The organism is Magnetococcales bacterium, from assembly GCA_015231175.1.
Lineage (GTDB): Bacteria > Pseudomonadota > Magnetococcia > Magnetococcales > DC0425bin3 > HA3dbin3.
This window is the reverse complement of the sequence record JADGBZ010000023.1, coordinates 19,312-42,048: the sequence shown is the minus strand read 5'-3', so window position 1 is coordinate 42,048 and position 22,737 is coordinate 19,312. Positions and strand designations below refer to the sequence as shown.

19 protein-coding genes, 1 tRNA gene, 1 other RNA gene and 1 pseudogene are annotated in these 22,737 nt (G+C 57.3%); 13 read left to right on the top strand and 9 right to left on the bottom strand.

Going from position 1 to position 22,737, the window contains the following annotated elements; translation table 11 throughout:
* Positions 1 to 51: 51 nt before the first annotated feature.
* The 4 genes from HQL63_07180 to HQL63_07165 form a co-directional block, all read right to left on the bottom strand.
* The gene (locus HQL63_07180; protein ID MBF0176613.1) at positions 52 to 1,707 is read right to left on the bottom strand and encodes a divergent polysaccharide deacetylase family protein; all 1,656 of its coding nucleotides are present in this window, start codon (positions 1,705 to 1,707) and stop codon (positions 52 to 54) included.
* Positions 1,708 to 1,725: 18 nt separating this feature from the next.
* Positions 1,726 to 3,183, bottom strand: a complete 1,458-nt coding sequence (locus HQL63_07175; protein MBF0176612.1) for a S41 family peptidase — start codon at positions 3,181 to 3,183, stop codon at positions 1,726 to 1,728.
* Positions 3,184 to 3,249: 66 nt separating this feature from the next.
* On the bottom strand, positions 3,250 to 4,803 hold the full coding sequence (locus tag HQL63_07170) for a peptidoglycan DD-metalloendopeptidase family protein (GenBank protein ID MBF0176611.1): 1,554 nt from the start codon (positions 4,801 to 4,803) through the stop codon (positions 3,250 to 3,252).
* A gap of 53 nt (positions 4,804 to 4,856) precedes the next feature.
* A complete protein-coding gene (locus tag HQL63_07165; GenBank protein ID MBF0176610.1) occupies positions 4,857 to 6,401 on the bottom strand; it encodes a 2,3-bisphosphoglycerate-independent phosphoglycerate mutase in 1,545 nt (514 codons plus the stop codon).
* 159 nt (positions 6,402 to 6,560) lie between these two features.
* Here HQL63_07165 and HQL63_07160 point away from each other — a divergent pair.
* The 12 genes from HQL63_07160 to HQL63_07105 all read left to right on the top strand — a co-directional run bounded on the left by HQL63_07160 (position 6,561) and on the right by HQL63_07105 (position 18,033).
* Positions 6,561 to 6,650 (top strand) — tRNA-Ser (locus HQL63_07160).
* Between the two features lie 362 nt (positions 6,651 to 7,012).
* Positions 7,013 to 7,246: an IS66 family insertion sequence element accessory protein TnpB gene (locus HQL63_07155; GenBank protein ID MBF0176609.1), complete on the top strand. Its 234-nt coding sequence runs from the start codon at positions 7,013 to 7,015 to the stop codon at positions 7,244 to 7,246.
* Positions 7,247 to 7,381: 135 nt separating this feature from the next.
* On the top strand, positions 7,382 to 7,690 hold the full coding sequence (locus HQL63_07150; GenBank protein ID MBF0176608.1) for a hypothetical protein: 309 nt from the start codon (positions 7,382 to 7,384) through the stop codon (positions 7,688 to 7,690).
* Complete coding sequence (locus HQL63_07145) at positions 7,690 to 8,124, top strand: chromate resistance protein (GenBank protein ID MBF0176607.1); 435 nt, start codon at positions 7,690 to 7,692, stop codon at positions 8,122 to 8,124. The genes HQL63_07150 and HQL63_07145 overlap by 1 nt, the downstream gene beginning before the upstream one ends.
* A gap of 104 nt (positions 8,125 to 8,228) precedes the next feature.
* Complete coding sequence (locus HQL63_07140) at positions 8,229 to 9,425, top strand: MFS transporter (GenBank protein ID MBF0176606.1); 1,197 nt, start codon at positions 8,229 to 8,231, stop codon at positions 9,423 to 9,425.
* A 175-nt stretch (positions 9,426 to 9,600) separates the two neighbouring features.
* An RNA gene (gene ffs, locus HQL63_07135) (signal recognition particle sRNA small type) lies at positions 9,601 to 9,698 on the top strand.
* A 93-nt stretch (positions 9,699 to 9,791) separates the two neighbouring features.
* On the top strand, positions 9,792 to 11,567 hold the full coding sequence (dnaX, locus tag HQL63_07130) for a DNA polymerase III subunit gamma/tau (GenBank protein MBF0176605.1): 1,776 nt from the start codon (positions 9,792 to 9,794) through the stop codon (positions 11,565 to 11,567).
* Positions 11,568 to 11,931: 364 nt separating this feature from the next.
* Positions 11,932 to 12,249, top strand: coding sequence for a YbaB/EbfC family nucleoid-associated protein (locus tag HQL63_07125; GenBank protein ID MBF0176604.1), 318 nt, complete (start codon positions 11,932 to 11,934; stop codon positions 12,247 to 12,249).
* Between the two features lie 17 nt (positions 12,250 to 12,266).
* Positions 12,267 to 12,881 (top strand): recombination protein RecR, encoded by a 615-nt coding sequence (recR, locus tag HQL63_07120; protein MBF0176603.1) that lies wholly within the window; start codon positions 12,267 to 12,269, stop codon positions 12,879 to 12,881.
* Positions 12,882 to 13,199: 318 nt separating this feature from the next.
* The gene (locus tag HQL63_07115; protein ID MBF0176602.1) at positions 13,200 to 15,233 is read left to right on the top strand and encodes a 2-oxoacid:acceptor oxidoreductase family protein; all 2,034 of its coding nucleotides are present in this window, start codon (positions 13,200 to 13,202) and stop codon (positions 15,231 to 15,233) included.
* A 45-nt stretch (positions 15,234 to 15,278) separates the two neighbouring features.
* Entirely contained in the window at positions 15,279 to 16,907 is a 1,629-nt protein-coding gene (locus tag HQL63_07110) for a 4Fe-4S binding protein (protein ID MBF0176601.1), read from the top strand.
* 322 nt (positions 16,908 to 17,229) lie between these two features.
* A complete protein-coding gene (locus HQL63_07105; GenBank protein ID MBF0176600.1) occupies positions 17,230 to 18,033 on the top strand; it encodes a hypothetical protein in 804 nt (267 codons plus the stop codon).
* A gap of 114 nt (positions 18,034 to 18,147) precedes the next feature.
* On the opposite strand, the gene HQL63_07100 is transcribed toward HQL63_07105, so the two are convergent.
* The 5 genes from HQL63_07100 to HQL63_07080 form a co-directional block, all read right to left on the bottom strand.
* Positions 18,148 to 18,486: a P-II family nitrogen regulator gene (locus tag HQL63_07100; GenBank protein MBF0176599.1), complete on the bottom strand. Its 339-nt coding sequence runs from the start codon at positions 18,484 to 18,486 to the stop codon at positions 18,148 to 18,150.
* A gap of 137 nt (positions 18,487 to 18,623) precedes the next feature.
* On the bottom strand, positions 18,624 to 20,249 hold the full coding sequence (locus HQL63_07095; GenBank protein ID MBF0176598.1) for a citramalate synthase: 1,626 nt from the start codon (positions 20,247 to 20,249) through the stop codon (positions 18,624 to 18,626).
* 113 nt (positions 20,250 to 20,362) lie between these two features.
* Positions 20,363 to 21,601 carry an aspartate kinase gene (locus tag HQL63_07090; protein MBF0176597.1) on the bottom strand — a complete coding sequence of 413 codons (1,239 nt, stop codon included), beginning with the start codon at positions 21,599 to 21,601 and terminating at the stop codon, positions 20,363 to 20,365.
* Between the two features lie 13 nt (positions 21,602 to 21,614).
* On the bottom strand, positions 21,615 to 21,899 hold the full coding sequence (locus HQL63_07085; protein ID MBF0176596.1) for a hypothetical protein: 285 nt from the start codon (positions 21,897 to 21,899) through the stop codon (positions 21,615 to 21,617).
* Between the two features lie 22 nt (positions 21,900 to 21,921).
* Entirely contained in the window at positions 21,922 to 22,305 is a 384-nt protein-coding gene (locus HQL63_07080) for a hypothetical protein (GenBank protein MBF0176595.1), read from the bottom strand.
* Positions 22,306 to 22,370: 65 nt separating this feature from the next.
* On the opposite strand from HQL63_07080, the pseudogene HQL63_07075 reads away from it, so the two are divergent.
* Positions 22,371 to 22,623: pseudogene (locus HQL63_07075) on the top strand (Txe/YoeB family addiction module toxin).
* Positions 22,624 to 22,737 lie beyond the last annotated feature (114 nt).

The window sequence follows — 22,737 nt, the reverse complement described above, 5'->3', positions numbered from 1 at the left end:
GTGCGGAATAGTCAAGAAAAGTGAACACTTCAAATCATGTCGGTTGGTCCACTAGTGCGCCTGGGCAACCACAGGTGTGCGGGTTGGATAGCGGGCGCGGGAGGACGCCGGCCCCAGGAGTTGCGAGGCGCGAATCACCTCGATCCTGCGGCTTTTCGCCTCTGGCAGCCAGCTCCGCAGAGCGGCCAATGTTGCCGGGTAAGGGTGGCCAATTGCCACGGCTGATCCATGCCTGTGGGCCACCGCTTCCAGACGGGCCAGTTGTTGATTGATCGCTCGAACGTTGGGAACATTGTCCAGAAAAATATCGCGTTGTACACGTGGAACATGGTGGACAACCGCCTCGCGCACCCCGACCGACCTTCCAGCGGTTCGGCTGTCGACAAAAAACAACCCACGCTCCGCCAGTACTTCCATCACCCTGCCCATGCCGACGGAATCGGCTGTGAACCGCGAACCCATGTGGTTGTTGACACCCCTGGCTTCCGGAAATTGATTTAGGTTGGCCTCAAGGATGCGCCGGGTGCGCTCCCGATCCATCCCCATCAACAGGGCGCCACGCCCCGGATTGAGATGCGGATAACCCCGTGGTTCCATCGGCTGATGCAGAATGATCTCTTTGTTTGTCGCTTTGCCCAGGTTGGCCACGGCGCGAGAGTGACCCCCACCTGGGAGAATGGCCAGGGTCAAATCCGCTGGCAGGCGGGCGATACCCTCCGAAACCGGGCCATTATAACCGAGATCATCGATGATCACAGCGACCTGGGCCCAGCCTTGACGGTGCCCACGCATCTCCGCAGGCGAACGGGGTGATGGTGGCGGCGTATCGGAGGGGTGCTGTGACAACTCGGCATCGTCGGAAAAATGCTCTTCATACAGAACGGATCTGTTTCCATCATCGGCAGTTTTGTCTGTTTTCCGCTCCAAAGCAACCAGCAATGTGGGCTGTGGGGTTGAACTCCCTGCCTGGGTTGGGGTGGAGACGTTGGTGTCCACTCCTGGTTCTGCATGCTGGGTCGAAGCGACCGGCTGGGTGGCTGAAGAAGACACCCAGCCCGGAACAGGTTTCGCAGCCGGAGTGGGAACTGCTGCGGTTGTCCGAGCAGCAGAGGGCAGGGGAGGTGCGGTACCTGTCACGATGTTGGGCAACGGCGCCACAGGGGGCGGGAGGGGAGCGATGGATATGGGCGTAAACACCGGAGAGGCACCTGCCCCTGCTTCAACATCGGTGGCAGAGTCCGAGACCGACAATGTTTCCGGTGCAGAGGAGGCAGAGGTTGACACGGCAGAAGGGACCGCATGCACGGCACTGTCCGGGGAAGCGGCAGAGGAAAGGACAACCCCGTGGGACGCCCCGGGAGAGGGGAAGTCAGCAGGGGTGGCACTACTCTCCGAAAGGGTACGCGATAAAGAGAGGAGCCTTGCACCGATACCACCCTGAACACTCTCGGCAGGAACATCCCCCAGGGTGACACGATCAGACCCCCCATCCCAACCCGCTCCCCCTCCTTCGCGAGAGGATGAAGCCATGGCCAGGTGTTGCGGATCCCGCAACACCGGCCATAGATAGACTCCCATACCGATCCAAGCAACCACCAAAAGCCCGACGGCCAGAACGCCCCTTTTGCGCAGGGGTTTTTCTGGTGCTGGAGCCTCATTATCCGCAGACTTGTCGTCCGCATCGTGCCCTTTTTCGGAATTGTCCAAAGTCATCCCCGGTTGTGGTCATTGTTCCTGCTCCCCGGCGGCGGGAGCGGAATCCAAACCCAACCGACGGGAGAACACCTGGTACCCCCGCAAGAGATCCAACGCTCTTTGCAACTGATAATCTTCCTTGCTGTGACCTGTTATCTTGTCGGCGTCGGCGAGATCTTTTTCTTTATCCTTGTTCTTGTCGTCCTCTTTCTCTTTGTCCTTCTCCTTGTCCTTGGACTTGTCCAATTCCTTGCCTTGTTCAACGAAATCCTCATCGCTGGGTGGTGCTTCCGTCTCATCTTCGCTTCTGAGGTGGCCCTTCAAATCCTTCTCTTTGGGTCGATCACCCGGTTCCCGTTTGGCACTGAAGCTCAAATCTTCAACAACCAGATCCGGTGCGATGCCCTTGGCCTGAATGGAACGGCCATTCGGGGTGAAGTATTGCGCTGTGGTGAGGCGCAACCCTGACCCGTCAGGCAGGGGGAAAATGGTTTGCACGGACCCCTTGCCAAATGATTGGATTCCCAGGATCACGGCTCGCTTATGGTCCTGTAGCGCACCAGCCACAATCTCAGAGGCCGATGCCGACCCGCCATTGATCATCACGACCATCGGCACGCCGTCTGTCAAATCCCCCGGTTGGGCGTCAAAGGACATGTCCTTTCCTGGAATGCGTCCCTTGGTGTAGACAATCCGACCACTATCCAGGAAAGCGTCGGCAACCTGGACTGCCTGATCCAGCAAACCGCCCGGGTCGTTACGCAAATCCAGTACCAATCCGTGAATTCTGCCTTTGCCACTTTTGCTGGCCTGAGCTTTCATCTCATCCAGGGAGGAGCGGAGCAACGGATAGGCCTGTTCGTTGAACTGGATGATGCGCACATAGCCGATATCGCCTGGTTCAATTCGCCACTTGACGCTGTGGACCTTGATGACGGCGCGCACCAGGTTGAACGTCAGAGGCTTGTTTTCACCTTTCCGCAGGATGGTCAGATTGATTGCTGTCCCGGGCTTGCCTCGCATCCGTTTGACAGCCTCCATGAGATCCATGTCCTGGGTGCTCTCCTCTTCGATCTTGATGATCAGATCCCCGGCTTTCATGCCAGCCCGAAAGGCAGGAGTATCTTCGATGGGAGACACCACCTTGATGGCCCGGTTGCCTCGGGTGATTTCGATCCCCAGACCGCCAAAAACCCCCTGGGTCTCGGTTTTCATCTCCTTGAAACTCTCCGGCGGCAAAAAGGAAGAGTGGGGATCCAGGGTTTTCAGCATGCCGGAAATCGCGCCGTACAAGACTTTCTTGTTGTCGATCTCTTCGACGTAATTCTGTTTGATTTGATCATAAACCTCTGAAAATACCTTGAGTTTCTCGTAGGCGACCTGGTCGAAGGCCAGAACTTTCTCCGACGACACGTGCAGGCCCACAAGGACGGCCAGCACCACAAACACGTACCAAAAACGACTGCCTTTTTGCAACGAAACGATCATGGGTGACTCCTGCCCGTTGGGCTTGCGCAAATTCTTTCCTGCCATGGTTGAACCATCGATCCCGCATCAACCGCCCGATGCCAGCCATTGAGTGGGATTTTCCACCTTTCCCTGGTGGCGGATTTCAAAGTAGAGACCGGGGACTCCTTCCAGGGATCCGGTATCTCCAGTCTCGGCGATCTTGTCTCCTTCGTTGACCCAATCGCCCTGGTTGACCAGAAGGCGTTGGTTGTGTCCGTACAGGGAGTATGCACGATGACCATGACCCAGGATGATCATCAACCCGTATCCGCGAAACCAGTCCGCATAAACGACTTCACCCCGAAACACGGCTCGCACAGGTGTGGCGGGCGAAGCCTGAAAAAACATGCCGGGGGGCTTTCGGCGCCCACGCCCCGGGACCGGATGCGGCAAGTGTCCGCGATGCTCCCCAATCTGGCCAAAGGCAACCTTTTTTGCGCCTGAGTGGGGCACTCCCTTTTCGACCTGTTTGCGATTGGCCTCGCCAGGGCCATGCGGTGCCTGGGACGCATCTTCATCCTCCCCTATGGAAGACTCGGCGGAATCCTCAGCGGATTCGGAATTTTTGGCGGTGGCCGAACTTTCCTGTTGTCTGTCATCCTTGGCAGATTTTTCTTTCATGGCCCGGGCTTCCTTTTCCCGGGCTGCCTTGGCCTCCTTGGCTGCCAGGGCGGCCTCTTCATTGGCCAGTTGGGCGGCTTTTTTTCGGGCAGCCCTGGCTTCCTTTTCTCGGGCGGCCTTCTCTTTCTCCTCCTGGAGGAGCGTCTCCAGGCGGGTGACAAAGTTTTCCAGTCGTTCCTGGGAACGGGCCAGTTCGGTGACCTGGCGTTCCCGCAGGCGCGCATCCTTTTGCACCCGCTGCAACAAGGTGGCGCGTTCTTCCCGGCGTTGCAACAGTTGCTGGCGAGCCTCTTCCTGTTTGGCGGTGATGGCTGCCAAGCGTTCCAACAACTCCCGATGTCCTTTGATGGCAGAGTTCAGGCGCGTAACAGTATCCCGATACTCCAGGAAGCGTCTATTGCGTGCCTGAATCAGGTAGCCGAAATATTGAATCCCTTCTCGCCATTGCCCGGTGTCACGAGGAGAGAACAGCATTTTGAGCATGCCTTGCTCTCCGATGCCATATGCCATGCGCAATTGTTGGTCCAGCAAGCGCCGGGACCGCTCCAGTTCGCTCTTGAGGATGTCGATCTGTCGGTTCAGTTCGGGGAGTTGTTCCGTCAATTGGTTGGCATGACCGGCCATCTCCTTGCGGCGTTGCTCTCCTTCGGCCAGTTGCTGATCCAACTGTTCCAGTTCCCCTGTCAGGGTCTTCTCCTGGCCTTTGGCCTGCTCCCGGGCGGTCTGTTCCGCCTGGAGACGACTGACGACTTGTTGCAGACGCAAACGATTCTGTTCCAGGGCACGGGCACGATCCCGGGCAGCCCAGCCTGCCGGGGGCCATAACCCCAGCGTCAGGATGAGCAGCCAGAGAAAACCGGTTGAAAACAGGCCCCACCGGACAAAACCTCCGCCGAAGGAGCCCGGTAAAGGCAACCGGGCATCCGGGCGACTCCGATCTTTGCGCCATTTGCGGTGGATGGGGACATTCCGCTGCATGTTTCTCCGTGATCCACCGGTCATGGCTGTTTCAGTCTGGGGGCGTTCCCACGTTACAAGGTAACCAGGGGATGCCCGGTCATGGCAGCCGGTTGCGGCAACCCCATGAGCCGCAACAGGGTGGGTGCAACATCACACAAGGCGCCATTGCTGAGGGTTGCTTTGCGTCCCAGGTAGATCAAGGGCGCCGGATTGTTGGTATGAGCGGTATGGGGTTGGTTGTTTTCATCAACCATCTGGTCGGCGTTGCCATGATCTGCCGTGATCAGCATTTCACCACCAGAGGCCAGGACAGCTGTGGCCAGCCGCCCCAGGCACTGATCGACGGTTTCGATCGCCTTGACAGCGGCATCAAACTTGCCGGTATGTCCGACCATGTCCGGGTTGGCATAGTTGACCACGACCAGATCGAACTGGCCGCCTTGCATGCGCTCCAACACGGCATCGGTCAACTGGGCTGCCGACATTTCCGGTTGCAAGTCGTAGGTCGCGACACGGGGTGACGGAATGAGCAGCCGATCCTCGCCCGGGAAGGGCGCCTCCTCGCCGCCGTTGAAAAAGTAGGTGACGTGGGCATATTTCTCGGTCTCGGCGGCGCGCAACTGTTTCAGCCCATGCCGCGAAATCTCTTGTCCCAACAGCTCGGTCAGGCGTTCCGGGGGAAAGGCGACGGCAACGTTTTGCAAGGATTCGTCGTAGAGGGTCAAGGTGACGAAGGCGGCCAGACGCGGCAGGCGTTCGCGCGGAAAACCCTTGAACGCCGTGGGCCCTTCGGTGGGATCCGTAAAAACATGGCTGATCTCTCGTACCCGGTCCGCACGGAAATTCAGCATCAGGATGGTATCTCCATCCTGGACGGTTCCCAGTGCGGCGCCATTTTCCAGGATCACGGTTGGTTTGACGAATTCGTCATCCTCACCCCGTTCGTAACCGGCCTTGACGGCTGCCAACCCGTTCGGGGCGGTAAAGCCCTTGCCTTGGGTCAACATATCGTAGGCCTGGACCACCCGTTCCCAGCGTTTGTCGCGATCCATGACGTAATAGCGACCGCATATTGTGGCGATGCGTCCGGCGCCGATGGCCTGCAAACCCTTCTCGAAGTCAGCCACAAACTCCACGGCGGAGCGCGGAGGGGTATCCCTGCCGTCCAGGAAGCCATGGACGAATATTTTTTTTGCGCCATTCTCTTTGGCAGTCTGCACTGCGGCCAGCATGTGATCCGTGTGGGAGTGGACCCCCCCGGGGGAGAGCAGACCCAAGATATGGACGGCGCCCCCGACCGCGACGGCTTTGGCGATCCCTTCCACCAGCGCCGGATTTTTGTGGAATGTTTTCTCCCTGACGGCCAGGCTGATCCGGGTCAACTCCTGGTAGACGATTCGGCCCGCTCCCAGGTTCATGTGGCCCACCTCCGAATTGCCCATTTGCCCGTCTGGCAGTCCCACATGTCCGGCTGATGTCTCCACCAACGCATGTGGGCGGCTTTGCATCCAGTGGTCAAAATGGGGCGTCCGTGCTGCATGAATCGCATTGTTTGCCGTTTCGCTTCGGAAGCCCCAGCCATCCAGCACCACCAGTACCATCGGTTTTGGTCTCATGATCCATTTCTCTATCGGCAGCAGGGTTGCAAAAAAAATCAGGCGGAGAATTTAACACAATTCCGACGGGGAACCAATGGCACGACGGCGCACCATCGACAAGTTCTTGCCTGTTCGGAAAGCTTCGTCTAGAGTTACCCGGATTGTGGCGATTTTCCCGGAGGAGTGCCAGAGCGGTCGAACGGGGCGGTCTCGAAAACCGTTGTGGGGGCAACTTCACCCAGGGTTCGAATCCCTGCTCCTCCGCCATTTTCTGTTCCCGGCCATGTTTTTTTTCCCGTCAAATCACGTTCTTTCCCGTCAAGTCAAGAAAGCGCTCGATCCTTGAGAACATGATCTGCGAACGGAAGGTGCGCCTTGAGTTCCGTCCGGTTTTCGCAGGACGTTGTGCAAAAATGGCGGGGATTGGTTGGGTGCGAACCTGCGTGCCAGGTGCGAACCCGTTTTCGGGGCGGCGCCATCGCCACCGAACGCCTGCCATGGTGGCCGGGTTGACGGACCACTCTTGGAGAGTGATGGAATGACTGCGCTTTCAGTCGTTTGTGTCTAAATGATTGTCAGGCCACCAAGCCAAATCGCGCCATATTCAAACTCTTTTGGTGGAAGCAGAGTTGGGATTGAATCCCTTTGATGACAACCCGTTTGTTTTTCGCAACCACCACAGAGACAAGGCCAAAATCTTGTACTGGGAGGGAAGTGGTTGGCTCAATGGAGCGAAAAAGCCATGCAAACCTGGGCCAACTGGGCATAGAGTTTGGCATGCTGTCCTCGGAATTGTGCCTGTCGGAAGCCACCGGCTTGTTTTCCGCCGGTTAGCCGATTTTGCAATATGCTCCACAAGGTAGTAGAGTGCGCGGTCAGGATTGTTCGTTGATGCAGCAAGATATTGTTCTTGTTGCAACTCCTCAGTTGAGGCATCGCTCCGCAAATTTTACCAGGAAAGGCACGCTGTTTCCTGACCCAACCCCATGGAGAAAGCCATGTCGAAACCGGAAGTGCATTATCAACGCAGCCTGGCCAGAACGGGCAAGGAGTACCGGGATATTCATCAATGGATCGACGAACCGGACAAAAAATATGAGCGCCATGACCTGGGCAAAGTGTTGGAATATGCCAAAATGTGGTCGGAAAAATATGGTGAAGAGGGGGCGAGGGAGTATCTCTACCATCTTCAAGATGATGTGGAGGCCCGTTTCAACCATTTGTTGGACGACATGCGCAAGACAACCGAAGACAACCTTCGCTATTTCGGCTGCTTCCAAAACTCCGCCACCCGGGATGCACCCTGATGAAATGGATGACACGTTCCCATGTACATGTCGATCGGGTTGCCTGCCCCTGGTTGATTGCCCGTTTCATCGACTCGGAGGCCGAGTTTCTGTTCGTCTCCAAGAGCCGGGTGTTGGAGGAGGCGGCCAAGGAAGGAGCCATCTCCTACGACTCACCCGGAGCCATGTACGATCATGATGGCGATCTTTGTACCTTCGATGTCTTGATCCGCGCCTATCAGCTCACCGACAAAGCCTTGCTGCGTTTGGCGCAAGTGGTCAATGGCGCCGATACCCATCGTTACGATAAAGACCCTTTGGCCCGTGGTCTGGAAGCCATCGCCACGGGTTATGGATTGCGTTTTCCGGATGATCGGGAAAATATCGCCCGGCAATTTGAACTTTACGACGCCCTCTATGCCTGGTGTGCCCTGGATACGGCCAAAGGTCCATAAGAAAAAGGTGACTGTTCAGCCCCCTGGACCCCGTTTTGTCGCCAAGCGGTGATATGGCCACAGCATAAAACAACCGTTTCCCGGGCACCGAAAAGGATACGCCGATGACCCGAACCATGCGTCTGCTTGATTTTCTGGCCATGCGGCGCGAAACAGCGGGTTTGTTGCTTCTTGTGATGTTGGTCGGCATGGGGGAACGGTTGGCGGAACGCTTTCTGCCAATCTATCTGTTGGCCCTGGGGGGCGGTTCCCTGGTGGTTGGCCTGCTGGGAGCGATGGACAATCTGCTTTCCGCCCTCTACTCCCTTCCCGGCGGCTATCTGGCCGAACGGTTTGGCATGCGTCGCAGCTTGTTGTTCATCAACCTGACGGCCATGGCCGGGTATCTGCTCGTGATTCTCGTTCCCCGTTGGGAGGCGGTCCTGGCGGGGGCGGTGCTGTTTCTGGCCTGGAGCTCCCTCTCCCTGCCAGCCAGCATGGGATTGATCGCCAAGGTGTTGCCCAGCAACAAGCGCACCATGGGCGTGACCATGCATGCGTTGGTCAAACGCATCCCCATGGCCCTGGGACCGATGATCGGCGGCATGTGCATCGACCGGTTGGGTGAGGTTGCCGGCATCCGCATCTCCTTTACCATCGCCTTGATCATGGCCATCGTTGGGTTGATTGCCCAGCAGCGCCTTATTCCCGATGATCGGCCAACCCAGGCGGAGAGCCCCCCCCACTCTCTGGGTCGGCTGCTGGCCCTGATCACACCCGCCATGCGCCGGTTGCTGGTTTCCGACATCCTGGTGCGTTTTTGCGAACAAATCCCCCAGGCGTTTGTGGTGGTCTGGTGCATGAAGACCATGGCCAACCCGATCTCCGGCGCAGAATTTGGCCTGTTGACCACCATCGAAATGGCCACGGCGATCCTGATCTATCTGCCTGTTGCCTTTCTTGCGGATCGCGCAGAGAAAAAACCCTTCGTGCTGGTCACGTTCGCCCTTTTCACCCTTTTCCCCCTGGTATTGCTGGCGACACACTCGTTCACCATGCTGGCGGGAGCCTTTGTTCTGCGCGGCTTGAAGGAGTTTGGAGAACCGACCCGAAAAGCTCTGATTCTTGACCTTGCCCCACCGGACCATCGTGCAGCAGCGTTCGGAGCTTATTATCTGGTGCGGGACATGGTGGTTTCCCTGGGGGCACTAAGCGGGGCATTTCTCTGGGAGCTGGGACCGCAGGTGAATTTTCTGACCGCCGCTGCTTTTGGGCTCGTTGGCACCCTCTGGTTTCTGCTGTGGGGAAAAGGGCAGAGTTGAAAACAGGGAGTGAGCCCCCTGGATCCCGATACGTGGCCGGATGGTGAATAGTTACAAAAAATAATTTGACGAAAGACCACCCGGTGTGTCATCAAGGGCGGGGTTGAGATGTCTTTTTTTTGTTGTGTTTCAGCACATTTTATTGCTGGGTGTCGGGACAGTGGGCGGCGTCGATGATCAGGAACTGCGCAGCAAAGACCTGTGAACCCCGCCAGGACCGGAAGGTAGCAGCGGTAACGGGATTCCTTGGGTGCCGCAACCATCCTGATCGGAGCCGCCCTTTGTCATTTCTGCTTCCCCCTTGCCTGTAGCGAAATTTTTCCCTCCACTTGGCCGGTTCCAATCGGCCACTGCGAAGCCGGTTCAATGTCTGCCTATCAGGTCTTGGCGCGCAAATGGCGCCCCCAGGGTTTTGACGCCCTGATCGGACAGGAACATGTCACCCGTTCCCTGAGAAATGCCCTGGAGAGTGGCCGGTTGGCCCATGCTTTCCTGTTTACGGGCATCCGTGGGGTGGGCAAGACCACAGTGGCGCGCATTCTGGCCATGAGCCTCAACTGCCAGACCGGCCCTACGCCCGCGCCCTGTGGCACATGCGACTCCTGCCTGGAGATCCGCGCCGGCATCCATCCTGATGTCCTGGAGATCGACGCCGCGTCCCGCACCAAGGTGGACCAGATGCGGGAAGTCCTGGAGATGGTGCGTTACACCCCCTCCTCCGCCCGTTTCAAGGTTTACATCCTGGACGAAGTCCACATGCTCTCCGCCCAATCTTTCAACGCCCTGTTGAAGACGTTGGAAGAACCCCCCGGGCATGTCAAATTCATTTTTGCCACAACAGAACCCCGACGTATTCCCGCAACAATCCTGAGCCGGTGCCAGCGCTACGACCTGAAACGAATCTCCCGCGAACAGATGACGGATCATCTCTCCGACCTGTTGGCCAAAGAGAACGTCACCTGGGATACACGCGGTTTGGCCGCCGTGGTCCAGGCTGCCGACGGCTCGGTACGGGATGCCCTGTCCATTTTGGACCAGGCCATCTCCCATGGCCAGGGTGCGGTCGCATACGACAACGTGCGCCTCCTGCTGGGTCTGACAGACCAGGATGCCGTAATCGGCCTCCTGGAAGCCATCACGACCGGCGCGGGGGAGCGGGTTTTGGCCTCCGTCCAAACTTTTTTTGCCGGGGGCATGGAGCCGGAAATCCTGGTCAACGATTTGTTGGCCCTGCTGCACCAGGCAACACGCGGGCAGGTGCTGCGTCGGCATGCTGGAGAAAAACGCAAGGAAGGCGCACATCAAACCTTACAGAGTGCCGAGCCAAGCCTCCCCTTTCTCGATCCGTTGCCTATGGAGCACCTCCAGATGCTCTACCAAATTTTGTTGCGAGGCCGCAGCGATCTCGTAGTCTCCGACGCCCCCTACCAGGCCCTGGAGATGCTTCTGTTGCGCGTCACCTATCTGCGGCAAATCCCGGATTTGCGGAAATTGATTCTCCAGTTGGCCGGCGACGGCAGTGCGGAAAATTCCGGCAACAAGGCCGTGTCGGCAAAACCTGCGAAGACCCCACTCTCTTCCCACGCCACACCGTCGCCAACTCCCGAGGCTGCCACTTCACCCGTTGATCCCAATTCATACTTTGACCAGGAACCGACCCCCACCGCTGCGTCGCTGCCAGTGCTACACCCCGAACAAAACCCGACCGGAAGCCAGCGATCCCTTGTTTCCTGGGACGATTTTCTGCCCCTGGTCATGCGCAAATCACCATCCCTGGCGCGCAAACTGGGCAATCAGGTGGCCTGCCTGGAATTTCTTCCCGGCACAGGTGGCATGCCGGAAGCCATCCGGTTGCGGTTGACCAATGACTGCTTTGGACCAGCCGCACGGCTGCAACAAATGTTGACGGAATTTTTGTTGCAACAAGGGTTTGCCGGTACCCGGATATGCGTAGAGGATGCCTCCTCAGCCCCCCGTCCGGAGAGTTGGCAGGAAGGACAGGTGCGACAGGTGCAAGAGTGTCAACGCAGTTTGCAAGAGGAGATCCAGGAGCACCCGATCATTCAACGCCTGACACAGATGTTTCAAGCCAGGGTCGTGGCGGTGGAACCCCTGGAGAACCGTCCGACAAGGCTTTCGTAATCGGGCTTTCATGTCCTAGTGGCTCAACCATGTTGATTTGATGTGCAGGCAAGCCATGAATCGGGGTCCAGGGGGCTGGCTCCCTGGCGGGTCCAGGGCAGCGCCCTGGTGAGGTTCGGGGCGAAGCCCTGACAAAGGCTTTCATTTCCAAGCTTTTCTTGAAAGAGTGCGGAGTAATCACGAAAAGTGAACACTTCAAATCATGTCGGTTGAGCCACTGGCTTTTCTTGAAAGGGTGCCGAATCATCACCATGCTGGACCCTTTTTTGGGGCATACGGTGCGCGGCCAGCGGGAGCTCTTGCCAAAGGGGCATGGCTGGTATGCCCATGACCATGAATGAATCAGGCTGAAAGTGAGGCAAGTGTGAAAAATATAGGCAATATTCTCAAACAGGCGCAGCAAATGCAGGAGCGCATGGCCAAAATGCAGGAAGAGTTGTCCGCTGTGTCCGTGACAGGTAACGCCGGTGGCGGCTTGGTGGTCATCACCATGAATGGCAAGCAAGAGCTGCTGAAGGTGCGTATCGACCCCAAATTGATGCAGCCGGAGGATGTGGAGATGTTGGAGGATCTGGTGGCGGCTGCCTTCAACGATGCCCAACGCCGCCTGCTGGAGATCACCCAGCAACAGTTGTCGCAGGTGACAGGCGGGTTGAACATCCCCGGTTTGAAGATGCCCTGATCCCAGGTGACAAAAAAATGCGTGACGGTGAAACCAAATCAGGACTCCCCTCTGTCGCGAAGGCAGTGGAGATGTTTTCCCGGTTTCCCGGGGTTGGCCGCAAATCGGCCCAGCGCATGGTGCAGCACCTGTTGCGCCGGGAGCGAAGTGACATGGACCTGCTGATCCTCGCCCTGGAGGGGTTGCGGGATAAGGTGCGCCCATGTACGGTCTGTTTCAATCTGGCAGAAGGGAAGCTGTGTTGGATCTGCGCCGATCAACAACGTGACCAGAACACGCTCTGCCTCCTGGAGGAGACCTCGGACCTCCTGGCCATGGAAAAAGCCGGGGCATTCCGTGGCGTGTACCATGTCCTGGGGGGACGTCTGTCACCCCTGGATGGCGTCGGTCCCGAAGATTTGCATTTCGCAACCCTGACGCAACGGCTTCAACAAAGGCCTGTCCGTGAACTGATCATCGCCACCAACCCGACCGTCGAGGGGGAAGCCACGGCCCACTATGCCGTGCAAATCGCCCAACCCCTGGTGGGAAAAGTGACCCGCCTCGCTTACGGTCTCCCCATGGGCGGCGAGTTGGAGTATCTTGATGAGTCGACCCTCTACCAGGCTCTGGCCGGACGGCGTGAGTTTTGATGGGGTGTGCGTTTTTTTTCTTGACCAAAAAAAGACGACACGACATGAACAATCATATGAAAAAACGGCATAATCTGGCTCAATGGCCCGATAGGATGATCTGTACGTCACGTTGATTGCACGAAAAAGGATTGCTATACTCACCCTGGACACGTCAATATTTACCCATCTGTTACATGGTCGGCGCCTGAAGGCAAGGACCGTGTGGCTGATCAATCGCCCATGACACGAAAAATCCGGTTCCCCTTCTCCCGCTTTCCCGGGGAGGGGCAGTGACCCGGGGATTATGGAACCAAACCAACCCAAGGAGCAGTCTGGATGGCCACTCTTAAACCCGAGCAGCAGCTTTTTCCCTATCCCGGAATACCGGGTACAGGGGACGGTTCGGATGCTGTCGCCTATGTCGAAACCCGGGCCACGGATGGTGCAGCAGCTTATCCCATCACCTCTTCGACCATCATGGGCCAGTTGTACCAGGTGGCCGTGGCGAATGGCTTTAAAAACGTCTGGGGAACCCCGCTGGCCTGGATGGAGTTGGAATCCGAACACTCCTCCGCATCTGCCTGCGAAGGTTTCGCACTGGCCGGGGGGCGGGTGACCAACTTCACCTCCGGTCAGGGTCTGATCCTGATGAAGGAGGTGTTGTACACCATCGCCGGCAAACGGCTGCCGCATGTCTTGAACGTCGGCGCCCGCGCCCTGACGATTCAGTCCTTGAATGTCCACGCCGGCCACGACGACGTGATGGGCGTCGCCGACGTCGCCTGGGGCATGCTCTTCGCTCACAGCATCCAGGCTGTGGCCGACCTCTGCCTGATCGCCCGCCGCGCCTCGGAAGATGGCCTGACCCCCATGATGAACATCCAGGACGGCTTCCTGGGCACCCACACCATTGAGAACCTGAACTACCCCGAGGATGAGTTGGTCCGGGAGTACCTCGGCAACCCCCGGGAGCGCATCCGGCCTACGTTTGACACAGATCACCCCATGCAGATCGGCGTAGTGCAAAACCAGGATGCCTACATGCAGGGGCGCATCTCACAACGCTTCTTCTACGACAAACTCCCTGGCGTCATCCAAAAAGCTATGGATGAGTACTACAAACTGACTGGTCGGCGGTATGGTCTGATCGAGCCCGTCCAGATGGATGATGCCGAGTATGCCATCATCGCCATGGGCACCCTGGCAGAGACAGCCAGTTCCGCCATCGACGTGGTACGCAAGACCCTGGGAGTCAAACTGGGCGCCGTCATTGTGACCTGTTACCGGCCATTCCCAGCCGCCGAGATTGCCGGAGCCATTCAAAACTGCAAAGCGGTCGCCGTCCTCGAACGGTGCGATATCCCCACCATGGTGGACAACCCCCTGACCACCGACATCGAGGCGTCTCTGGCCAAGGCCCTCATGGGCATCCCGGGCTTTGTCAAAATCGACCGGATACCGTATGTGTTTACGGGCTCTGCCGGACTGGGTTCCCGCGACGTCACCCCTGGCCATATCATGGCGGTGGTGAAAAACATGCTCGCCGGTCAACAAGGCAAACGCTACTTCACCCTTGGTATCGACCACGCCAGCGGATTGGCCACCGAGACCGAACCCGATGTGCGCCCGATCGGCTCCTTCTCGGTGCGTGGGCACTCCGTTGGAGGCTACGGCTCCGTCACCACCAACAAGATCATTGCCACCATCCTTGGAGACACCTTCGGGTTCAAGGTGCAGGCAGCCCCCAAATATGGCTCGGAAAAGAAGGGTCTGCCGACCAACACCTACCTGACCGTGACACCATCGGGGAAGATACTGACCCACTGCGAATTGCAACAGGTCGATTTCGTCCCCTTGATGGATCCCACCACCTGGTTCATGGGCAACCCCCTGGTTGGTCTGCAAAACAAAGGCATCGTCTTCCAGCACACCGACGAGACCACCCCGCAAGGGTTGTGGGATTCGATCCCGCCCTATGCCAAATATTTCATCCGGGAGAACGGCATCCGCTTCTACGGCGTAGACACCATCGCCATCGCCCGGGATGCCTGTCAGTCCGACTCCTCCCTGATCCAGCGCTTCCAGGGCGTCGTTCTCCTGGGGGTCTTTTTGCGCGTCACCCCATTCCGTGAGAATGCCAACCTCTCCGAGCAGGTTTTGTTCGACCAGGTACGTAAGCCCTTGGAAAAATACTTTGGCAAGCGCGGTGACAAAGTGGTCGAGGACAACCTCAACGCCGCCCGGCAGGGTTATTCACGGGTCATGGAAGTGACCCGTGACATCATGGATGCCACGCCACCCGAGCTCCTGGCCCAGGGCAAGTTGGACTGGGATGCCAAGGGCAAAGACGTCAACGCCTTCTTTATCTAAACGTCGGTCAAGCGGCCTGGGCCGCCCCGATTGGAGGGATTTTGCATGAGTCAGCGCGCCAAGATCTATTCGCACCCTACCCCCAAGTGGTACGACATCAACCGGGCACGGGAAGTTGTCGAGGCCTACAACTCTGGACGGGGTTCGGGTCAACCTGCCGATCCGTTCGTGGCCTGTTCCGTCGTTCCTGCTGGAACCGGCTCCTATCGTGATTTTTCCTACATCGCCCCGGACCTGCCAGAGTATGCGGCAGAAAGCTGCGTGGCCTGCATGGAGTGTGTCCAAAACTGCCCGGATTCGGCGATCTGGGGACGGGTCGTCACCCCGCCCACTCTGGAGACCGAGATCAACAAGTTTTGCGATGGTCGCACCAAGGAGTTGATCCATCGCCAGCTCGTCCAGACAACCAAGTTCTGGAAAACCTACGAAAAAAAGAAGGAAAAAGAGCCGGATAGCCCCGGCGGCGCCTGGTTTGGCATCTTTATCGACCCGACCAAGTGCAAGGGATGCGGCGAGTGCGTCACCGCTTGTGGCGATCACAAATCCCTAAAAATGATCAAAAAGACCAAGGACAATCTCCCGGATTACTTCTCCATCTGGGATTTTTACAAGAGCTGTCCAGATACGCCAAAAGCGTACATCAATCCCAAGCTCCGCGTAGACATCATGCTGAGCGACGATTCCAACCAGTATGTGGGTGGCGCCGGCTCCTGCATGGGATGTGGCGAAGCCTCCGTCATTCGGCAGCTGCTGGCCATCACCAACGAGGTGGTGGGACACAAATATGGCATCGTAGCCTCGACAGGGTGCAATACGGTGTACAGCTCCACGTATCCGTTCAACCCCTTCCGGGTTCCCTGGGTCAATTCGCTCTTTGAGAACAACTCCGTGGTGGCCATGGGCATCCGCGCCCATTGGGACCAGCTCGGCAAACAGGACCATGCCCTGTGGGCCTTCGGTGGGGATGGGGCGATGCTCGACATCGGCTTTCAGGCCCTCTCCCGCATGCTGACCTCAGGCATGAACATCAAGGTTCTTATCCTGGATACCCAGGTCTACTCCAACACCGGTGGTCAAGCCTCCACGGCAACCTTTATCGGCCAGGAAGCCAAGATGTCCGTCCACGGCAGCAGCGTCCCTGGCAAACAGGAGCAGCGCAAAGAGATCGGTCTGATTGCCATGATGCACCCCCGGGTCTTTGTGGTGCAGACCGTCGGCCCCATGATCACGCATTTCTATCGTGGCGTCGAACAGGCGTTGCGTTTCAACGGGCCAGCAGTCATCAACGTGTATACCACCTGTCAACCAGAGCACCAGGTGGCCGATGATGTCTCCTGTACCCAGGCCAACTTGGCGGTGGAGTCTCGTGCTTTCCCGGTTTTCGTCTATAACCCGGATGCCGGCCCAACCATCGCTTCGCGCTTATCGCTGCAAGGCAACCCCTCATTGAAGCGTGACTGGCACCACAAAAAGGGCAAGGATGGTGAAGAGCAGGTTGACTTCCTCACCTTTGCCAAGAGTGAAGGCCGGTTTGCGAAACACTTCGACAAAGAAGGCAAACCTAGCGAGACCCTCCTGAGATCCATGCGTGATCGTCTGGACAACTGGCGCCGCCTCCAGGAGCTGGCTGGCATCGAGAACGTCGATGCCCAGACTGAGTATTCAGCAAACTGATTTCAGTGACCTGAGTTTGCTGCGCCCTTCCGGGTTATCGTGAGCAGAATACAGAGCAACGCCCTTCCCTTCCGGGGGAGGGGCGTTTTTTTGTGCGGGCAGATTTGGTTCCCTTGTATGAAAAACTGCAACTTTTCTGCACCCTTTCAAGAAAAGCTTGGATATGAAAGCCTTTGTCAGGGCTTCGCCCCGAACCCCACCAGGGCTCTGCCCTGGACTAAGCCAGGGAGCCAGCCCCCTGGACCCCGATTCGTGGCCGGGTGGTGAATAGTTACCGTTTTTTTGGGGGAGATACTCCACCTTCTTCTTCGGAGAATTGGCCATGAATCAAGGCATACTGGCTGAATTGCGCCGCAGCCTGACCCGGCAACGGCGCCTGGAAGAGCGGGCTGCCATCCGCATCCGTGACCATATGCGCGTGGATCAACCTCTGGATGCCCTGGTCAGCAATCGGATCGCCCGTCTTGAACCTTACGAGGTCGAGCTGCTGCTGGCATCACTCTTCACACCTGACAACCACGACCGCAAGCCGTTTGAGGCGGTTCTGCCTTTGGCGGGCCTTGCCGAAAGCACCCTGGCTGGCATGACGGAGACCTTGAGCCAGGAAAATCCACAATGTACCGTCGAATTTGCCGGAGATTCATGCTTACTGGATGTGCCCGGGATGATCATCGAACGTTACGTTCGGCTCCTCCATCTCAACCTGCCCATCACCGAGAGGGTGGCTCACCGGGTTCGGCAAACCTTTCCCGAGGCCGATCAACTGCACGCCCTCTGCTGCGTACGACAACCGGTCTGGCAAGGAGAGAACCGCGAATCCCTGCTGCTGGAAATCCTGGACCTGTTGCACAACTCCACCGACGACAAGATCCGCAGGCTAGACTTTCTCGGAGAGTTTGTCGGGAGCTACCGCCCATTGGATCTTGTCCAGTTGACGTGGCAGCTGATCCATCTTGTGGAGTCGTATCAAAGCACCGATCTGGGACCGGTATTCAATCCGGAATTGGAAAACCTGCAAGTCAACCCCGTGCGCTCACGCTACTGCGGCCCCCAGGTGAAAGAGGCACGCCTGAGCATGGCCCACAGCCTGCTACGGGAGTTGAAGGTTATCATGAAAATCGACTGACGCGCAGCCCGGCCGCACCCCCCTCCCCTCCCCAACCGCGATAGAAGGAGGAAAGAACCGGAGGAAGAAGGAGGGGGGGCAAGCTGTACAACACACTACCGGTAGGGATGAGAGCTACAAGGCGTTGGCATCCCGTTCGCCGGTCCGGATGCGGACGACGCTGGTCACATCACAGACAAAAATCTTACCATCGCCGATTCGGCCCGTCCGGGCTGCCTGTTCGATCGCCTCTACGGCCCGGTCAACCCTGGCATCGTCCAGCACGATCTCGATTTTAAGCTTAGGCAAAAAATCGACGACATACTCAGCACCGCGATAAAGCTCCGTATGTCCCTTCTGACGCCCAAACCCCCGCACCTCGGAGACGGTGATACCCTGAATACCGACCTCGGAGAGGGCCTCCTTGACGTCATCCAGCTTGAATGGCTTGATGATAGCTTCGATCTTTTTCATCAACCGGTCACTCCCAATGCTGTTGCAACCGCTTTAGCCTGAATCGCAGAGGTGAGGGAAACCACCCTCACCCTTCGCCCCTGAGAACCGCGCCATGACGCGCACGGTAGCACCCATCCACCATTCCGACCCAAGGATCAGACACCCTCGTCCTGGACAAGATGCCGCACCGGGGTTTGATCCTTATACAATTTGTAGACCACCGCATCCACCAGAGCCTCGTAGGCTGCGGCAATAATATTTTCCGAAGTACCCACGGTTCCCCAGCGATCCACCTGATCCCTGGACTCGATTTGCACCCGTACCTGGGCCGCCGTTCCCCCTTCGGAAATGATTCTAACCTTGAAGTCCGACAGAGTCACCTCACGCAGGTTGCCATAGAAGCGGATCAGCGCCTTGCGAAGCGCCTGGTCCAGGGCATTGACCGGACCCTGTCCCTCGGCTGCCGTATGCTCGACATGTCCGCCAACGGAAACCCTGACGCTGGCATCCGAGACATTGATGAATCTGTCTCCGTCGGCCTTTTCACGTTTTTCGTCGATGACCCGGAAGCCGAGCAGGGTAAAGTATTCAGGAACCTGCCCCAGGGCCCGCCGCGCCCGCAACTCAAAGCTGGCTTCGGCACCGTCAAACTGATACCCTTTATGTTCCAGTTCCTTGATATCCGTCAAGAGTTGTAAAATTCTGGGATCCTTTTGTTGCAGGTCATCGATGCCAAATTTTTTGAGTTTATAAAACAGATTGCTGCGCCCGGCCTGTTCGGAGACCAAAACGCGCTGGCAATTACCCACGCTCTCCGGGGAGATATGTTCATAGGTTCCCGAATCTTTCAGGATGGCTGAAACATGGATGCCCCCCTTGTGGGCAAATGCGGACGCCCCGACAAAAGGCTGATTTTTTTGTGAGGGCCGGTTGGCCATCTCGTTCACAAAACGGCTGATGGCGGTCAGGGACCGCACCTGCTCCGCCTGGATCCGTGTAGGCTTGCGCATTTTCAGAACCAGGTTGGGAATGATGGCTGTCAGGTCGGCATTGCCGCAGCGTTCACCGAGTCCGTTGATGGTTCCCTGAACATGCACCGCGCCAGCCTCTACGGCAACCAGGCTGTTGGCCGCTGCCAGGCCGCCATCGTTGTGGCAATGGATCCCCAGGGGGGCGCCCACGCTGGCAACCCGGGCCATGATGGCCGGGATTTCAGACGGAAGAGTTCCGCCGTTGGTGTCGCACAACACCAAGCAATCGGCACCCCCATCCCGCGCTGCCTGCAAGGTACGCATGGCATACGTCGCATCCGCCCTGAAACCATCGAAAAAATGTTCCGCGTCGTAGTAGACCGTCTCCACATGTTGTTTGAGATAGCGAACCGAATCGTGGATCAGCTCCAGGTTGGCCTCCAGGGAGATCTCCAACGCCTTGCGCACATGCAACGTCCAGCTTTTGCCGAAAATGGTCACCACCGGCGTTTCAGCCCGGAGAAGACTCTGCAAGACGAGATCCGTTTCCACACTCATATCGGCGCGCCGCGTCGATCCGAACGCAGCAACACGGGCGTTCTTCAGGCTCAGAGTACGTACCTGACGAAAATATTCCACATCCTTGGGGTTGGATCCCGGCCATCCTCCCTCAACCACATCGACTCCCAGTGCGTCCAGTTGCTCGGTAATACGCAACTTGTCTGCGACGGAGAAGAGGACATCCTCACTTTGGGCGCCATCCCGCAGGGTCGTATCGTAGATCAGGATATGGGGCGCGGCATTCGACATGATTCATTCTGCTGTAAAGGGCCCGCATCCCCCAGAGGGTGATGCCCAACAAAAAAAGCGAACGGGGCAGCCGGATGGCCACCCCGCCTGTAAAGCTGTCCTGGCTGGCTGGTTCAGCGACGGATGCTGTCTCCTGTTTCTTTGTGCAATTCAAACGCATCATGCAGAGTTCGAACAGCCAACTCGGTATATTTTTCATCCATGACCACCGAAATTTTGATTTCGGAAGTGGAGATCATCTGGATGTTGATGTTTTCCCGGGAGAGGGCATTGAACATTTTTTGTGCCACACCTGAGTGTGAACGCATGCCGACGCCGATGGCCGAAACCTTGGCAATTTCGGAATTGCCCTTGATCTCGCGCGCCCCAATCTTGTCGATGGAGGTCTCCAGAACGCCCAGGGCCTGACGAAAATCGGATTTGGGCACGGTGAAGGTGAGGTCGGTTTCGCCGCTGGCGGAGACATTCTGGATAATCATATCCACATTGATGTTGGCATCAGCCAGGGCACTGAAGACCACGGCTGCCATGCCAGGGCGATCGGGAACGCCCATGACCGTGATCTTGGCTTCGTTCTTATTGTAGGTAATGCCGGAGACAAGAACCTGTTCCATCGTCGAATTTTCCTCAGTCAGCAGGGTTCCGGCGCCCTCTTCCAGGGAGGAGAGAACACGCACCGGAACGGAATATTTTTTGGCCAGTTCGACCGAACGTGTTTGCAGAACCTTGGCTCCGAGGGAGGCCATTTCCAGCATTTCGTCGTAGGATATCTGGTCCAATTTGCGCGCTTTAGGTTCGATGCGGGGGTCGGTCGTATAGACACCGTCGACATCGGTGTAGATGTCGCACCGATCCGCCTTGAGGGCTGCGGCGAGCGCCACGGCAGAGGTATCGGATCCTCCCCGGCCCAAGGTCGTGATATTGCCGTTGACATCAATACCCTGGAAGCCTGCCACGATCACGATGTAACCCGCCTGAAGATCCTGATGGATCCTGGCCCCCTCCACTTCCCGGATACGGGCCTTGCTGAAGGCGTCATCGGTCATGAATCGGACCTGCCAACCCAGATAGGATTTGGCTTTACACCCTTGGGCCTCTATGGCGATGGCAAGCAAGCCTACCGAGACCTGTTCACCGGCAGAGACCACGACATCATATTCGCGTTTGTTGCAGGTGGGGGTGATGCCTTCGACCAAACCCACCAGGCGATCTGTCTCTCCGGCCATGGCAGAGACGGTGACGACCACCCGGTTGCCGGCACGATGGGAGGCGACCGCCCTGGCCGCAACATTTTTGATGCGTTCAACGTTGGCGACGGAGGTTCCGCCATATTTCTGTACGATGAGGGTCACGTTCGTATCCGCTTCAAAATTTTTTCCTGAACCGTTCTCTCGCCTGCCGCGTCCCCAGCACGATGTTGGGGCGGGGCATCTTGACGGGAGGCCTGACTCTCGCAGCTTTCTCGTCCATTTTCTCGAAGCGCCGGGCCTCCCTCGCCTGCTCCTCCCTGTGCAACTTGACCAGATGGATGGCCAGCAACACGGCAAGGACGATCATGACGACCAGAAGCCCCCAGTTATAGTACGTTCCCTCCGCCACATAGTCGCGGAAGCTACCCGAAATTTGCTGGAGAAAGTTTTCTTCTCGCATGGCGCGTCGTTCCAAAAACCTTTCAGAGCATATGCAAGCGGCTCATTTTATCAAAATTTTGCATCCATGGCAATAAAAATTGCGAAGACCTTCTCCTCGCAGAGGCAAAGAACCAGCCACTTGGCGTTTCCCGTTCATGTTGCGGATTTTGTCCCCATGAAGTACCGTCTTCCATACAGCGCAAGTGCACCACGACAAACGGGGGGATACCATAAACGAAGTCACAGCTAACTACCTTCGCGGACATCTGAAAACCGAGATTGACAGGGTGGTGGAAAATCACACTTTTCTCAAGGTGAAGCGTCGAAGTGGGGGAGATTTTGTCGTGCTTGCCGCAGATGACTGGCATGCCATTGAAGAAACCCTTTTTTTGCATCGCGTAGAGGGTCTGATCGACAGCATCCATACGTCCGCTGCTGAACCCCTGGAGGAGGGAACTCCCTTCGAGGAACTTGTTTGGTGAACTGGAAAATGGTTCTGAGTCGGCAAGCCGTCAAAGACGCTTAACTCCTCTCTCGGAGTGGGTTGAAACCACCAAACTGCAAAATTCCTAATCCTTCTGGCAGAGGATCCCTTTGCTACACCACCCCGGTTTGAAAAATTGATCGGCAAATTGGCCGGATTTTATTCGCGTCGCATCTCCCTGCAACACCGTCTGATCTACAAAGTGGATGCCGAAAATCATGCAGTCCATGTCATACGCATGTGGACTCATTGCGAATGAATTTGATTTCCTTGCATTTCAATGATTGCCAGCCCGACAACACGAAGCGGCAGTGACGGCACGCACGACCCCTGATAGAATGCCGGGTTGCAGGCGGTTCCAGAAGCGTATTTC

Coding starts and splice junctions, on each gene's coding strand:
- HQL63_07175 (MBF0176612.1), bottom strand. CDS start 3,183: ATGATCGTTTCGTTGCAAAAAGGCAGTCGTTTTTGGTACGTGTTTGTG.
- HQL63_07170 (MBF0176611.1), bottom strand. CDS start 4,803: ATGCAGCGGAATGTCCCCATCCACCGCAAATGGCGCAAAGATCGGAGT.
- HQL63_07165 (MBF0176610.1), bottom strand. CDS start 6,401: ATGAGACCAAAACCGATGGTACTGGTGGTGCTGGATGGCTGGGGCTTC.
- HQL63_07150 (MBF0176608.1), top strand. CDS start 7,382: ATGTCGAAACCGGAAGTGCATTATCAACGCAGCCTGGCCAGAACGGGC.
- HQL63_07145 (MBF0176607.1), top strand. CDS start 7,690: ATGAAATGGATGACACGTTCCCATGTACATGTCGATCGGGTTGCCTGC.
- HQL63_07140 (MBF0176606.1), top strand. CDS start 8,229: ATGACCCGAACCATGCGTCTGCTTGATTTTCTGGCCATGCGGCGCGAA.
- dnaX (MBF0176605.1), top strand. CDS start 9,792: ATGTCTGCCTATCAGGTCTTGGCGCGCAAATGGCGCCCCCAGGGTTTT.
- recR (MBF0176603.1), top strand. CDS start 12,267: ATGCGTGACGGTGAAACCAAATCAGGACTCCCCTCTGTCGCGAAGGCA.
- HQL63_07115 (MBF0176602.1), top strand. CDS start 13,200: ATGGCCACTCTTAAACCCGAGCAGCAGCTTTTTCCCTATCCCGGAATA.
- HQL63_07110 (MBF0176601.1), top strand. CDS start 15,279: ATGAGTCAGCGCGCCAAGATCTATTCGCACCCTACCCCCAAGTGGTAC.
- HQL63_07105 (MBF0176600.1), top strand. CDS start 17,230: ATGAATCAAGGCATACTGGCTGAATTGCGCCGCAGCCTGACCCGGCAA.
- HQL63_07100 (MBF0176599.1), bottom strand. CDS start 18,486: ATGAAAAAGATCGAAGCTATCATCAAGCCATTCAAGCTGGATGACGTC.
- HQL63_07095 (MBF0176598.1), bottom strand. CDS start 20,249: ATGTCGAATGCCGCGCCCCATATCCTGATCTACGATACGACCCTGCGG.
- HQL63_07085 (MBF0176596.1), bottom strand. CDS start 21,899: ATGCGAGAAGAAAACTTTCTCCAGCAAATTTCGGGTAGCTTCCGCGAC.
- HQL63_07080 (MBF0176595.1), bottom strand. CDS start 22,305: ATGGATGCTGTCGATCAGACCCTCTACGCGATGCAAAAAAAGGGTTTC.